The sequence below is a fragment of the Janthinobacterium sp. GW822-FHT07A03 genome (assembly GCF_058798815.1).
The window spans coordinates 588,539-602,866 of record NZ_JBXAKW010000002.1; the positions used below are offsets into that span (position 1 = coordinate 588,539).

General features: G+C 62.0%; 13 protein-coding genes. 12 read left to right on the forward strand and 1 reads right to left on the reverse strand.

Going from position 1 to position 14,328, the window contains the following annotated elements:
* Positions 1–70: 70 nt before the first annotated feature.
* Positions 71–1,606: a threonine ammonia-lyase, biosynthetic gene (ilvA, locus tag AC1RJW_RS08735; protein ID WP_034753344.1), complete on the reverse strand. Its 1,536-nt coding sequence runs from the start codon at positions 1,604–1,606 to the stop codon at positions 71–73.
* 201 nt (positions 1,607–1,807) lie between these two features.
* On the opposite strand from ilvA, the gene AC1RJW_RS08740 reads away from it, so the two are divergent.
* The 12 genes from AC1RJW_RS08740 (at position 1,808) to AC1RJW_RS08795 (ending at position 14,318) form a co-directional block, all read left to right on the forward strand.
* A complete protein-coding gene (locus tag AC1RJW_RS08740; RefSeq protein WP_070221645.1) occupies positions 1,808–2,299 on the forward strand; it encodes a YqaA family protein in 492 nt (163 codons plus the stop codon).
* Positions 2,300–2,568: 269 nt separating this feature from the next.
* Positions 2,569–6,609, forward strand: a complete 4,041-nt coding sequence (locus AC1RJW_RS08745; protein WP_493044579.1) for a DUF3683 domain-containing protein — start codon at positions 2,569–2,571, stop codon at positions 6,607–6,609.
* Positions 6,609–7,058: an HIT family protein gene (locus tag AC1RJW_RS08750; RefSeq protein ID WP_493044580.1), complete on the forward strand. Its 450-nt coding sequence runs from the start codon at positions 6,609–6,611 to the stop codon at positions 7,056–7,058. Before AC1RJW_RS08745 ends, AC1RJW_RS08750 begins: the two co-directional genes overlap by 1 nt.
* Before the next feature lie 9 nt (positions 7,059–7,067).
* Entirely contained in the window at positions 7,068–7,517 is a 450-nt protein-coding gene (locus AC1RJW_RS08755) for a gamma-butyrobetaine hydroxylase family protein (protein WP_493044581.1), read from the forward strand.
* Between the two features lie 97 nt (positions 7,518–7,614).
* Positions 7,615–7,959, forward strand: a complete 345-nt coding sequence (locus AC1RJW_RS08760) for a YciI family protein (protein ID WP_493044582.1) — start codon at positions 7,615–7,617, stop codon at positions 7,957–7,959.
* A gap of 2 nt (positions 7,960–7,961) precedes the next feature.
* Positions 7,962–9,203 (forward strand): RNA polymerase sigma factor, encoded by a 1,242-nt coding sequence (locus tag AC1RJW_RS08765; RefSeq protein ID WP_493044583.1) that lies wholly within the window; start codon positions 7,962–7,964, stop codon positions 9,201–9,203.
* A 29-nt stretch (positions 9,204–9,232) separates the two neighbouring features.
* The gene (gene ubiE / locus AC1RJW_RS08770; protein WP_034753359.1) at positions 9,233–9,967 is read left to right on the forward strand and encodes a bifunctional demethylmenaquinone methyltransferase/2-methoxy-6-polyprenyl-1,4-benzoquinol methylase UbiE; all 735 of its coding nucleotides are present in this window, start codon (positions 9,233–9,235) and stop codon (positions 9,965–9,967) included.
* Positions 9,968–9,998: 31 nt separating this feature from the next.
* A complete protein-coding gene (locus tag AC1RJW_RS08775; RefSeq protein WP_493044584.1) occupies positions 9,999–10,937 on the forward strand; it encodes a Tim44 domain-containing protein in 939 nt (312 codons plus the stop codon).
* 152 nt (positions 10,938–11,089) lie between these two features.
* On the forward strand, positions 11,090–11,728 hold the full coding sequence (locus AC1RJW_RS08780) for a ubiquinone biosynthesis accessory factor UbiJ (protein WP_493044585.1): 639 nt from the start codon (positions 11,090–11,092) through the stop codon (positions 11,726–11,728).
* Complete coding sequence (gene ubiB / locus AC1RJW_RS08785; RefSeq protein ID WP_493044586.1) at positions 11,725–13,296, forward strand: ubiquinone biosynthesis regulatory protein kinase UbiB; 1,572 nt, start codon at positions 11,725–11,727, stop codon at positions 13,294–13,296. The genes AC1RJW_RS08780 and ubiB overlap by 4 nt, the downstream gene beginning before the upstream one ends.
* 19 nt (positions 13,297–13,315) lie before the next feature.
* Positions 13,316–13,918, forward strand: a complete 603-nt coding sequence (locus AC1RJW_RS08790; RefSeq protein WP_493044587.1) for a methyltransferase — start codon at positions 13,316–13,318, stop codon at positions 13,916–13,918.
* Positions 13,919–14,009: 91 nt separating this feature from the next.
* Complete coding sequence (locus tag AC1RJW_RS08795; protein WP_077398979.1) at positions 14,010–14,318, forward strand: FmdB family zinc ribbon protein; 309 nt, start codon at positions 14,010–14,012, stop codon at positions 14,316–14,318.
* The last annotated feature ends 10 nt before the right edge of the window (positions 14,319–14,328 follow it).

Sequence of the window (14,328 nt, forward strand, 5' to 3'; positions counted from 1 at the left end):
TCAGTCAAGGACGAATGGTAGCCTAATTCCCTCCACGGCGAGTATCTGCCGTGGAGGTGACGTGTAGAAACTAGCCGAGGAACAGCTTGTACACAGGATTGCTGCTCTCATCCCAGTAACGGTACCCCAGGGTATCGAGGAAGCGGGCGAATTCTCCCATTTCATCGGGCGGCACTTGCAGGCCGATCAGGATGCGGCCCACGTCGCCGCCCTGGCTGCGGTAATGGCACAGGGAAATATTCCAGTTCGGCGCCATGCTGTCGAGGAAGCGCATCAGTGCGCCCGGGCGTTCGGGGAATTCGAAGCGGTACAGCAGCTCGTCCTGGGCCAGACGGCTCTTGCCGCCCACCAGGTGGCGGATGTGCGACTTGGCCAGTTCGTCGTGGGTCAGGTCGAGGGTCTTGAATTCGTGTTCCTCGAAGGTCTTCGCCAGCACGCTGGATTCATGCCGGTCGGCAATCTGGATGCCGACGAACACGTGCGCCGCTTTTTCATCGCTGATGCGGTAATTAAATTCCGTCACGTTGCGCGCGCCGATGAGCGAACAGAAGCGCTTGAAGCTGCCGCGCTGTTCGCGCATGGTGACGGCAAACACGGCTTCGCGGAATTCGCCCAGCTCGGCCCGTTCCGCCACAAAACGCAGCCGGTCGAAATTCATGTTCGCGCCGCTGGCGATGGTGACCAGGGTTTCATTGTTGACGGGGTGCTTGGTCAGGCTGGCCCGTTCCACGTAGGCCTTGGCGCCGGCGATGGCCAGTGCGCCGGATGGCTCCAGAATGCTGCGCGTATCCGTAAACACATCCTTGATGGCGGCGCAGATGGCGTCCGTGTCGACCGTGATGATTTCATCGACATACGCCTGCACCAGGCGGAAGGTTTCCTCGCCGGCCAGGCGCACGGCCGTGCCGTCGGCGAACAGGCCCACGTCGTTCAGGGTCACGCGCTCGCCCGCCTTCAGCGAGCGGGCCATGGCGTTCGAATCGACGCTTTGCACGCCGATGATCTTGATGTCGGGGCGAATCTGTTTCACGTAGGCAGCAATGCCGGCGATCAAGCCGCCGCCGCCGATGGGCGCGAAGATGGCGTGGATGGGGCCGGCGTGCTGGCGCAGGATTTCCATGCCGATCGTGCCCTGGCCGGCGATCACGTCCGGGTCGTCGAACGGGTGCACGAAGGTCAGCTTCTGTTCCTTTTCCAGGGTCAGCGCGTGGTTGTAGGCATCCGTGTACGACTCGCCGTGCAGCACCACTTCCACGTTCACGCCGCCGCGTCCCTTGACCGCCTCGACTTTCACCAGCGGCGTGGTGGTCGGCATGACGATGACGGCGCGGCAACCCATGCGGGCGGCAGACAGGGCCACGCCTTGGGCATGGTTGCCGGCCGAGGCACAGATCACGCCGCGCTTGCGTTCCGCTTCGCTGAGCTTGGACATCTTGTTGTAGGCGCCGCGAATCTTGAAGCTGAACACGCTTTGCATGTCTTCGCGCTTGAAGTAAATCTGGTTGTTCAGGCGCTGCGACAGGGCAGGGGCCAGTTCCAGCGGCGTTTCGGTGGCGACGTCATAGACGCGGGCGGTCAGGATTTTCTTGAGGTAGTCGATGTTCATAGTCTGCAAGCAAGTGATTCTGGGCCAGAAAGGGTCTGGAGCGTGTCTGTCGATAGCGGCGGCGCGGCGGCGGATAGCCTGGCGACAATAATGCTCTGTGGAACTGCGGGCGGGTCTGCCTTTGCCAGCCGGCGCGATGTGTGCGGCGCCCAGGCTGCTCTTCATTATAATGGAGAGCCTTACCGCATCGCGAAGTGTTCCATGATCGAATCCGCAATCGCCTGGCTGCTGCAGCTGATCGCAGCACCGGAAGTCGGGCTGACATCGGTCTTTCTGATCAGCTTTATTTCCGCCACCCTCTTGCCGCTCGGCTCGGAGCCGGCCGTGTTTGCCGTCATCAAGGCCAATCCCGCGCTGTTCTGGGCCGCCATCGGCGTCGCTACGCTGGGCAATACCCTGGGCGGCATCGTCGACTACTGGATGGGCTACCGGGCCAAGCAGGCGTTCGCCAAGGAGCGCGATACGCGCTGGTTCCGCTGGCTGGCCCGCTATGGCGCCAAGACCATGCTGCTGGCCTGGCTGCCCCTCGTGGGCGACCCCCTGTGCACCCTGGCGGGCTGGCTCAAGCTGCCGTTCTGGCCCAGCGTGGCCTACATGGCCATCGGCAAGTGCGCGCGCTACCTGACCATGACGGGCTTGCTGCTCTACGTCCCCGATGGCGTATGGCACCGGATTGGACAAATGCTGGCCTGATACCGTACAAAATCGTGCGCGATGCAACGCTCATTTGCCCCATTTTTGGGCAGTTCGATAGTTTGCAGCAGAGTCTGATTCTTGGCATTTTTGCGTCAAAAAATCCATGAAACTGGTTTTTTATTCATGTAAAAACAGACTTTTCCGTATTTGCTATGGCGACGGATGCGGCGCTTAAACCTTGGACGGCATAAGGCTGTTCCCGCATGGTGCGGCGCAATAAGATAAAATGGGTCTTTAGGGTCCAGTCTACATCGTCACCACACTCCATGAACGCTCCCGCACATATCCAAGCTTTACTGGCAGAAACGCCGAATGGTCCCGCAGCAAGCCGCCTGCGCGAAATCCCGTATAACTACACGTCGTTTTCCGATCGCGAGATCGTCATACGCCTGTTGGGGGAGGACTCCTGGCGCCTGCTCGACGAGCTGCGCGGCGCCCGCCAGACGGGCCGTTCGGCCCGCATGTTGTATGAGGTGCTGGGTGATATCTGGGTCGTGCGCCGCAACCCGTATCTGCAGGATGACTTGCTCGACAATCCGAAGCGCCGCCAGGGCTTGATCGATGCCTTGCATCACCGCCTGGCCGAAGTCGACAAGCGCCGCCTGTCCATCGATGCGGCCGGCGGCGACGTGGCCGCCAGTGGCGAAACGCCGGAAGTGGCGAAGGCGCGCAGCGCCAATGTGGAGCTGCTGCTCAAAGCTGCCAGCAAGGCCGTGGCCGACTTTGGCGACGAATTCCGCAAGACCTACGACTTGCGCAAGCGCACGGTCAAGGTGCTGGGACGCTATACGGAAAAGCATAATGTGCGCTTCGACGGCATGACGCGCGTGTCGCACGTGACGGACGCCACCGACTGGCGCGTGGAATACCCGTTCGTCGTGCTCACGCCCGACACGGAAGAGGAAATGGCTGGCCTGGTCAAAGGTTGTATCGAACTGGGGCTGACCATCATCCCGCGCGGCGGCGGCACCGGCTACACGGGCGGCGCGATTCCATTGACGCCGATGTCGGCCGTCATCAACACGGAAAAACTCATCACCCTGGGCGCCGTGGAAATGACGGTCTTGCCGGGCCTGACGCACGAATACGCGACGATCAATTCGGGCGCGGGCGTGATCACGAACAAGGTCTCGGAAGCGGCGGAAAAGGCCGGTTTCGTCTTCGCCGTCGACCCGACCTCGGCGCACGCCTCTTGCATCGGCGGTAACGTCGCCATGAATGCGGGCGGCAAGAAGGCCGTGCTGTGGGGCACGGCGCTGGACAACCTGGCGTCGTGGCGTATGGTCGACCCGAATGGCGACTGGCTCGACGTCACGCGCCTCGACCATAACCTGGGCAAGATCCACGATATCGCGCTGGCACGTTTCCAGCTGGAATGGCGCCACCCGAGCACGCGCGACGCGACAAAACCGAACGCGCCGTTCAAGACGGAAATCCTGGAAATTCCTGGCCGCAAGTTCCGCAAGGAAGGCCTGGGCAAGGACGTCACCGATAAATTCCTCGCCGGCTTGCCGGGCATCCAGAAAGAAGGCTGCGATGGCCTGATCACGTCGGCGCGCTGGATCTTGCACAAGATGCCGAAATTCGCCCGCACCGTCTGCCTGGAATTCTTCGGCCAGGCGCGCGACGCGATTCCGTCGATCGTGGAAATCAAGGATTACCTCGATGGCTTGCCGGCGAAAGGCGAGCAATACACGAGCATCCGCCTGGCGGGCCTGGAGCATCTGGACGAGCGCTACCTGCGCGCCGTCGGCTACGCCACCAAGTCGAAACGGGGCGTGCTGCCGAAGATGGCCCTGTTTGGCGACATCGTCGGCGACGATGAAAACGCCGTCGCGCAAGCGGCGTCGGAAGTGGTGCGCATCGCCAATACCCGCGTGGGTGAAGGTTTTGTGGCGGTCAGCCCGGAAGCGCGCAAGAAATTCTGGCTCGACCGTGCCCGCACGGCGGCGATTGCCAAGCACACGAATGCCTTTAAAATCAATGAAGACGTCGTGATCCCGCTCAATCGCATGGGCGAATACACGGATGGTATCGAACGCATCAATATCGAGCTGTCGATCAAGAATAAACTGCAACTGGCGGAGGCCCTCAGTGAATTCTTTGCCAAGGGTAATTTACCAGTAGGCAAGAGCGACGATGCGTCCGACGACCGCGTCGACGATGCGGAAATGCTGGGCGACCGCGCCGAGCAGGCGCAGCAGTTGCTGGCGCAAGTGACGGCACGCTGGACCTGTCTGCTGGCCCAGCTGGACCGTCCGTTGATGGATGTGAAGGGCGAACTGGCCGAACTGGGCATGGAGCGCTTGCTGCCCGTGTTCGATGCACGGCTGGAAACGCAACCGAACGCCACCCTGTTCGACGTGGTGCAGGACCGCACCGTGCGCATTACCTGGAAGCAAGAGATTCGCGCCCAGCTGCGCCAGATCTTCAACGGCGCCGCTTTCAAACTGATCCTCGACGAGGCCACCGCCATTCACGCGCGCACCCTGCGTAGCCGCGTGTTTGTCGCGCTGCACATGCATGCGGGCGACGGCAACGTGCACACGAACTTGCCCGTCAACTCGGACAATTACGAAATGCTGCAGGACGCCCACGAAGCCGTGGGCCGCATCATGATCCTGGCCCGCTCGCTGAATGGCGTGATTTCCGGCGAACACGGTATCGGCATCACCAAGCTGGAATTTTTGACGGAAGAAGAGATTGGCGACTTCCGCAGCTACAAGCAGCGCATCGATCCGGAAGGCCGTTTCAACAAGGGCAAATTGTTGAACCTGCCGGGCATGGGCGCCGACTTGCGCAATGCCTACACGCCATCGTTCGGCCTGATGGGGCATGAGTCCTTGATCATGCAGCAAAGCGACATCGGCGCCATCGCCGACAGCGTCAAGGATTGCTTGCGCTGCGGCAAGTGCAAACCCGTGTGCTCGACCCACGTGCCGCGCGCCAACTTGCTGTACTCGCCGCGCGACAAGATTTTGGCGACCTCGTCCCTGATCGAAGCCTTCCTGTACGAAGAGCAGACGCGCCGCGGTATTTCCATCAAGCATTGGGAAGAGTTCGAGGACGTGGCCGACCACTGCACGGTCTGCCATAAATGCGTCACGCCTTGCCCGGTGAACATCGACTTCGGCGACGTGTCGATGAACATGCGCAATTTGTTGCGCAAGATGGACAAGAAGAGCTTCAATCCGGGCACCAAGGCGACGATGATGTTCCTCAACGCCACCGATCCCGTGACCATCAACGCCACGCGCAAGGTCATGATCGGCTGGGGTTACAAGGCGCAGCGCCTGGGCCATGATTTGCTGAAGAAGTTTGCGAAAAAGCAAACCAAGGCGCCGCCGCCATCGACGGGCAAACCGCCCGTCAAGGCGCAGGTGATCCACTTCATTAACAAGAAGATGCCGGGCAACTTGCCGAAGAAATCGGCGCGCGCGCTGCTCGACATCGAGGACGACAAGGTCATCCCGATCATCCGCAACCCTAAGACGACCACGGCCGATACGGAAGCTGTGTTCTACTTCCCCGGCTGCGGCTCGGAGCGATTGTTCTCGCAAGTGGGCCTGGCGACGCAGGCGATGCTGTGGGAAGTGGGCGTGCAGACGGTCTTGCCGCCTGGCTACCTGTGCTGCGGTTATCCGCAGCGGGGCGCGGGCGAGTTCGACAAGGCCGAGAAGATGATGACGGATAACCGCGTCTTGTTCCATCGCATGGCCAACACGCTCAATTACCTCGACATCAAGACGGTGCTGGTGTCCTGCGGTACCTGCTACGATCAGCTGGCAACGTATCAGTTTGAAAAGATTTTCCCTGGCTGCCGCATCATGGATATCCATGAGTATTTGCTGGAGAAAAACGTCAAGCTGGAAGGCGTCAATGGCACGCGCTATATGTACCATGAGCCTTGCCACAATCCGATGAAGCTGCAGGAATCGGGCAAGACCATCAATTCCTTGATCAGCACGGTAGACAACGTGAAGATCGAGAAGAATGATCGTTGCTGCGGCGAATCGGGCTCGCTGGCCGTCACGCGCCCCGACATTTCCACGCAAGTGCGTTTCCGCAAGGAAGAAGAGATGGTCAAGGGCGCCGACAAGCTGCGCGGCGACGGTTTTACTGGCGACGTTAAAATCCTCACCAGCTGCCCGTCGTGCCTGCAAGGCTTGTCGCGCTACAATGACGATTCGGGCACGACGGCCGATTACATCGTCGTCGAGATCGCCAAACACTTGCTGGGAGAGAACTGGATGCCGGATTACGTGAAACGCGCCAATGACGGCGGCATCGAACGGGTGCTCGTGTAATGTCCACGCCTTGCGATCTGTGTCAGTTGCTCGATGGCTTTGCCAAGAAGCAGGGCTGTGAGGCCTTGCTGTGGCGAAGCGAGCGCCTGTCCGTGGTGGCCGTCGACGACCCAAGCTACCCCGGCTTTTGCCGCGTGATCTGGAACAAGCACGTGAAGGAAATGACGGATCTCACGCCGGGCGAGCGCAATTACGTGATGGAAGTCGTGTGGCAAGTCGAGTTGGCCGTGCGCGAAGTGATGGCGCCGGAAAAGGTCAACGTGGCCAGTTTCGGCAACATGACGCCGCATGTGCACTGGCACGTGATCCCGCGCTATCGTGACGACGCGCATTTCCCGCACCCCAGCTGGGCCGTGGTCCAGCGCGAGACGGCGCTCGAGGTGCTGGCCGCGCGCCGCGCCCTGTTGCCGGCCTTGCGCGAGGCCATCATTCAACGTTTATCCGCATAAAGTATTGTCATGACTGAAAAAGCAGCAACACCCCAACCCACCGGCTTGACCGTGCACAACCAGTCGCGCGTGCTCGACGTGGCTTTCGACGATGGCAGCACATTTGCGTTGCCGTTCGAATACCTGCGCGTGTACTCGCCGTCGGCCGAAGTGCAGGGCCATGGCAAGGGGCAGGAAACCTTGCAGCTAGGAAAGCGCCTGGTGGGCATCACGGGCATCGAGCCCGTCGGTAACTACGCCGTGCAGCCCACCTTCAGCGATGGCCACAATTCCGGCCTGTATACCTGGGCCTATCTGTACAAGCTGGGCGCGGAAAAGGACAAACTGTGGCAAGCCTACCTTGATCAGCTGGCGGCAGCCGGCTACCCGGGCGACAGCGGCCGCGACGCCAAGGCCGACATGACGGTCAAGCAATCGTCCGGCCACGTCCATGGCCCCAGCTGCGGGCATAAACACTAGGCTGAAAAAATAATGCGGTAATCTTGTCGGATTGCCGCCGCCCGTTCGTCGTATGAATGCCCGCGCTTGCGGGCATTTTTCTTTTGGAGAAGAGACTATGGAATACATGATCCTGATCTACGCCGACGAGGCGCTCTACGAAGCCATGGCAGAGGGCCAGATGGCCAGCCTGATGGCCGACTTTGCCAGCTATACGCAGGCGCTGGAGGCGGCCGGCGTGCTGCGTGGCGGGGCCGAGCTGGCGCCCGTGGGCAGCGCCACCTGCGTGCGCGTGCGCAATGGCAAGCCTGTCATCACGGACGGGCCGTTCGCGGAAACCAAGGAGCAGCTGGGCGGCTATTATCTGCTGGACTGCGCACACCTGGACGAGGCGCTGGCCTGGGCCGGGCGTTGTCCGGCGGCATCCCTGGGCACGATCGAAGTGCGGCCTGTCACGGCATAGCCATGGCCGGCGACGCCGTTACGGCCGTCGAGCACGTCTTTCGCCAGGAAAAGGGCAGGGTGTTGGCCGGCCTGATGCGGCGTTTCGGCGACCTGGGCCTGGCGGAAGACGTGCTGCAGGAAGCGTGCCGCAAGGCCCTGGAACTGTGGCCGCGCACGGGCATTCCCGATCATCCCGCCGCCTGGCTCAGTGCCGTGGCGCGCAACGCGGGCCTCGACCACGTGCGCCGGGCGGGCAAGAGCGTCGGCGATGCCGATGCCGTGCTGTCGCGCCTGCCGGCGGCCATGCTTGAGGAAACGCAAGCCATCGAAGACGACCGCCTGCGCCTGCTGTTCATCTGCTGCCATCCCGCGCTGGCGCCCGAGGCGCAGGTGGCGCTGGCCTTGCGCACCCTGTGTGGGCTGTCCACGGCCGAAATCGCGCGCGCCTTCGGCGTGGCGGAAGCGGCCCTGTCGCAGCGCCTGTTGCGCGCCAGGCGCAAGATCGCCGAAGCGCGCATCCCTTTCGAGTTGCCACTGGAGCAAGAGTTGCAGCCACGGCTGGCGCAAGTGCTGCACGTGATTTACCTGGTGTTCAGCGAAGGCTATTGCGCCAGCGGCGGCGATAGCCTGCTGCGCGCCGACCTGTGCGCGGAAGCGCTGCGCCTGGGACGGCTGCTTGACAGCTTGCAGCCTGGACAGCCGGAAGTGCAGGGGCTATTGGCCCTGATGCTGCTGCAGGCGTCGCGCGGTCCGGCCCGCCTCTCGACAGAAGGTGAACTGCTGACCCTGGAAGAGCAGGACCGCGGCCTGTGGGACGACGCTCTGATTGCCGAAGGGCTGGCCGTGCTGGCGCTGGCCTTGCCGGCGCGCGCGTCGGGGCCGTACCAGTTGCAGGCGGCGATTGCTGCCTTGCACGCCCGAGCGCCCACGGCCAGCCGGACGGACTGGCGCCAGATCAGCGCCCTGTACGGCGCCTTGCTGCGGCACAAGCCGGAACCCTTGATCTTGCTCAATGCCGTGATCGCCTGCGCCATGGCGCACGGCGCCGCACACGGGCTGGCGTGGCTGGCGCGGCTGGAAGCCGTGCCCAGCCTTGCCAATTCGCATTATCTGCACGCGGCCCGGGCCGACTTGCTGCGCCGCCACGGCGACCGGCCGGGTGCGCTGGCAGCGTATGCGCGGGCGGCCATGCTGGCTGAGAATGCAGTGGAAAGGCAATACCTTCTCCGGCGTCACGGGGAAATGCGCCTGCCGCTTGTATAATGCATGCAAGTTCAAACAGACTGCCTACCATGACCAATACGACCCATTTCGGATACAAAACAGTTGCAGAAGACGACAAAGTGCGCGAAGTCGCCAAGGTGTTCCATTCCGTCGCTGCCAAATACGACGTGATGAACGACTTGATGTCGGGCGGGCTGCACCGTCTGTGGAAGACGTTCACCATTGCCAATGCGGGCGTGCGCCCCGGTTTCAAGGTGCTCGACATCGCCGGGGGCACGGGCGACCTGTCGAAGGCGTTTGCCAAGCAGGCGGGTCCTACGGGTGAAGTCTGGTTGACCGATATCAATGAATCGATGTTGCGCGTGGGCCGCGACCGCCTCTTGAATCGCGGCTTGCTCACCCCCACCTTGTTGTGTGACGCGGAAAAACTGCCGTTCCCCGATAATTATTTTGACCGCGTCAGCGTGGCCTTTGGCTTGCGCAACATGACGCACAAGGACGTGGCGCTGGCGGAAATGCGCCGCGTGCTGAAACCGGGCGGCAAGCTGCTGGTGCTGGAGTTTTCCAAGGTGGCAGCTCCCCTGCAAAAGCCGTACGACCTGTATTCGTTCTCGGTGCTGCCATGGTTCGGGCAGAAAATCGCCGGCGACGCGGAAAGCTATCGCTACCTGGCGGAATCGATCCGCATGCACCCGGACCAGGAAACCTTGAAGACCATGATGGAAACGGCGGGCCTGGAACGCGTGCAGTACTACAATTTGACGGCAGGCATTGCCGCTTTGCATACCGGCATCAAGATGTAACTCACCCTTGCCGGTGATTTTAGGAGATGGAATGAAATTGAAGAAATTTATGGTCGGCATGATGCTGGCCGCGACCACGGTATCCATGCTGGGCGAGGCGCTGGCCCGTCCCATGGGCGGTGGCCGTTCGTTTGGCCGCCAGTCGCAAAACGTGGGCCGCCAGGCGCCTGCACCGGCACCAACCCCGGCGCCGGCTGCCGCGCCACGCCAGGCACAACCGGCTCCTGCCCCCGCACCGGCACCGGCCGCCAAGGCACCGAGCCGCTGGAAGGGCTTGCTGGGCGGCGCCTTGCTGGGCCTGGGCCTGGGCGCCTTGCTGTCGCATTTCGGCCTAGGCGGCGCCCTGGCCAGCATGATCAGCACCCTGCTGATGGTGGCTTTGCTCGCTGGCGTGGCCTTCTTCATCTACCGCATGGTACGTGGCAAACGCGACAACAACTCGGGCAATGCGCCGTTCGCCGGCTTCGGCAACCAGCCGGCACCGGCCGGCAACGTGCCTGACATCGGTTCGGGCATCCCGCCGCTGCCGCCGCTGCAACCCGTCTCGTCCGGCGTCGGCCTGGACAAGCCGGCACCGGCTGCCGCGCCATGGGGCGTGCCAAGCGACTTTGACAAGGAAGCCTTCCTGCGCCACGCGAAAAGCAATTTCATTCGCCTGCAAGCGGCCTGGGACAAGGCCGACGTCAACGATATCCGCGAATTCACGTCGCCGGAAGTGTATGGTGAACTGCGCATGCAAATCCAGGAACGGGGTGCGCAGCCGGACTTTACGGACGTCGTCACCATCGATGCCGAATTGCTCGGTATCGAGACGAGCGTCAACGATTACTTGGCCAGCGTGAAGTTTACGGGCCTGATCCGTTCGGCGCCGGGCGCGGCAGCGGAACCGTTCGCGGAAGTGTGGAATATGTCGAAACCCGTCAGCGGCAACAGCGGCTGGGTCCTGGCAGGCATCCAGCAATTGAATTAATTGTCAAAACTTGCTGAATAATGGCTTAAGTTCATGCGCAATGCATGATGCTTGACAGATATTTCCTGCTGAACTGGTAAGATCGAAACCGCCCATGTTGTTTTACGGGCGGTTTTTTCTTTTTAGGGGCGCGCGCGGCGCGCAGTATATAAATGGCACCACTTTCCGATCTCTCCCTGATGACGCCCGTCATCGCGACCATCAACCATTTGCTGGCGCAGGAGCCGTGGGCGCGCCAGCAGCTGGCCGTGCACGCCGGCAAGCTGGCCTGCATCGACACGGGCGCCGTGGCCTTGCGCCTGCGCGTCGACAGCGCAGGCATGCTGGAGGCGGCACCGGCGGACGTAGTTGCCAATGTGACCATCCGCGTCAAATTGTTCGATGTGCCGCTGATCCTGCAAAACCGCGAGCGGGCGTTTTCCTACGTCAAGATCGAAGGCGATGCCGAGTTTGCCAATGCGATTTCGCAATTGAGCAAGGGCTTGCGCTGGGAAGCCGAGCACGACCTGGAAAAGGTCGTCGGGCCCATGCTGGCCACGCGCCTTGTTTCCGGTGCGAAAGATGCTGCCGCCTTTGTGCGCACGGGCCAGCAAAAGCTGGCGGAAAACGTGGCTGAATATTTTCTCGACGAACAGCCCATGCTGATCCGTCCTTCTACCCTGCAAGAGTATTCCGCTGGCGTGACGCGCGTGCGCGATGACGTCGAACGCCTGGCCAAGCGCCTTGCCCGGCTGGAAAAGGCGGCCGCCGCCGTCCAGCCGCAGTCCTCCTCACCGGATTTGTCTACATGATATTGAAATTCCTGCGCCTGTTTAAAATCATCCGTGTTTCCATCAAGTACGGTCTGGATGAGATAGCGATTTCTGGTCTGCAAGTTCCCCGCACCGCCAAATTGATCGACACCCTGATTTTCTGGCGCGACCTGTCGTCGCCACGGGGCTTGCGCCTGCGCCTGGCACTGGAAGAGCTGGGCCCGATTTTCGTCAAGTTCGGCCAGGTGCTGTCGACCCGGCGCGATTTGATGCCACCCGATATCGCCGAAGAACTGGCGCGCCTGCAAGACCGGGTGCCGCCCTTCGATTCCGACCTGGCCATCGCGCAGATCACCAAGTCCCTCGGTGCGCACCCGGATCAACTGTTTGCCCGCTTCGAGCGCGAGCCGGTGGCGTCCGCATCTATTGCCCAGGTGCACTTTGCCACCTTGAAAGACGGCCGCGAAGTGGCCGTGAAGGTCTTGCGTCCAGGCATGAAAAAGCTGATCGATGAAGACGTGGCCCTGATGCACATCGCCGCCGACTGGACCAGCCGCCTGTGGGCCGACAGCAAGCGCCTGAAACCGAAAGAGGTGGTGGGCGAGTTCGACAAATACCTGCACGACGAGCTGGACCTGATGCGCGAGGCGGCCAACGCCAGCCAGCTGCGCCGCAATTTCGCCAACTCGGAGTTGCTGCTGGTGCCGGAAATGCACTGGGATTACTGTTCCAGCAGCGTTATCGTGATGGAACGCATGTATGGTATTCCCGTGTCGCAGACGGACCGCCTGGTGGCGGCCGGCGTGGATTTGCGCAAACTGTCCAGCGACGGCGTGGAAATTTTCTTCACGCAAGTGTTCCGCGACGGCTTTTTCCATGCAGACATGCATCCGGGCAACATTCTCGTGTCGATCGCGCCCGACTCGTTCGGCCGCTACATCGCGCTCGATTTCGGCATCGTGGGTACGTTGAATGACTATGACAAGGATTATCTGTCGCAAAACTTCCTCGCCTTCTTCCGCCGCGACTACAAGCGCGTGGCCGAGGCGCACATCGAATCGGGATGGGCGCCGAAAGACACGCGCGTCGACGAGCTGGAAGCGGCCGTGCGCGCCTGCTGCGAGCCTATCTTCGACCGTCCGCTGAAAGATATTTCTTTCGGGCAAGTGTTGCTGCGGCTGTTCCAGACCTCGCGCCGCTTCAACGTGGAAGTGCAGCCGCAACTGGTGCTGCTGCAAAAGACCCTGCTCAATATCGAAGGCCTGGGCCGCCAGCTGGACCCGGAACTGGACCTGTGGCAAACGGCCAAGCCCTACCTGGAAAAATGGATGAGCAACCAGGTGGGGCCGCAAGGCTTCATGGAGCGCCTGCGCGCCGAGGCGCCCCGTTATGCGCACATCTTCCCGCAACTGCCGCGCTTGCTGCACCAGGCCTTGACCGTGCATGGCGAACCGCGTGAAAACGACGTGGAACTGATGAAAACCTTGCTGGCAGAGCAACGCCAGACGAACCGCTTGCTGAGCTTTATCGTGTACTTTGTCGGCGCTTTCGCGCTCGGCGCGCTGGGCTTGCAAGTGTTCATGCGCTGGCATCAGCTGCCGTTTTAACTCGCTGAGGACGTAAGTGATGGCTGACTTCCACAACCGCGACCCGCTGTCTCCCGCCTTCTGGGACGAGCGTTTCGAAAAGCAATTCACGCCTTGGGACCAGGGCGGCGTGCCGTCCCGCCTGCGCAGCTTCGTGGCCGGCAGTCCGGCGCCGCTGCGCTGCCTGATTCCCGGCTGCGGCTCCGCGTATGAGCTGGTCTACATGCTCGATCACGGCTGGGACGCCACGGCCATCGACTTTTCGCCGGCCGCCGTGGCCGCCGCACGCGGCCAGCTAGGCGAGCGGGCAGGGCAGGTGGAGGAGGCGGATTTCTTTGCCTGGCAGCCAGCAGCACCACTGGACCTGATCTATGAACGGGCATTCCTGTGCGCCATGCCGCGCGCCATGTGGCCGCAAGTGGCGGCCCGCTGGGCGCAGCTGCTGGTGCCGGGCGCCATGCTGGCCGGTTACTTTTTCTTTGACGACAATGCCAAGGGGCCGCCGTTCGGCATCTCGCGGGAGAAACTGCAGGAATTGCTGGCGCCGCATTTCGACTGCCTGGCTGACGAAGCCGTCGACGATTCCATCGCCGTCTTCGCGGGCAAGGAGCGGTGGATGAGCTGGCGCCGCCGGGCGGACTGAGCCTGACAGGCCGGGCGGGCGGGCATTTTCCGCTGGGAATGGCGGAAAAGCTTTATAATTCAGGGTTTTTGATGATTTTCTCGGAGTAGAGATGCCGATTTACGCTTACCGTTGTGACGAGTGTGGTTTTGCCAAGGATGTCTTGCAAAAGATCTCCGATCCAGTACTGACGGTGTGCCTGTCGTGCGGCAAGCCCAGTTTCAAGAAACAATTGACGGCCGCCGGTTTCCAATTGAAGGGCACCGGCTGGTACGCGACCGATTTCCGCGGCGGCACGGCGCCCACCACGGCCATTCCGACGGGCCCGGCCGATAACGCCAAGCCTGCCCCGGCCGCCGAGAGCGCGCCTGCCGCGGCGCCTGCGCCCGCCCCGGCAGCCGCTGCGCCGAAAGCGGACTGAAAAGCGCGCC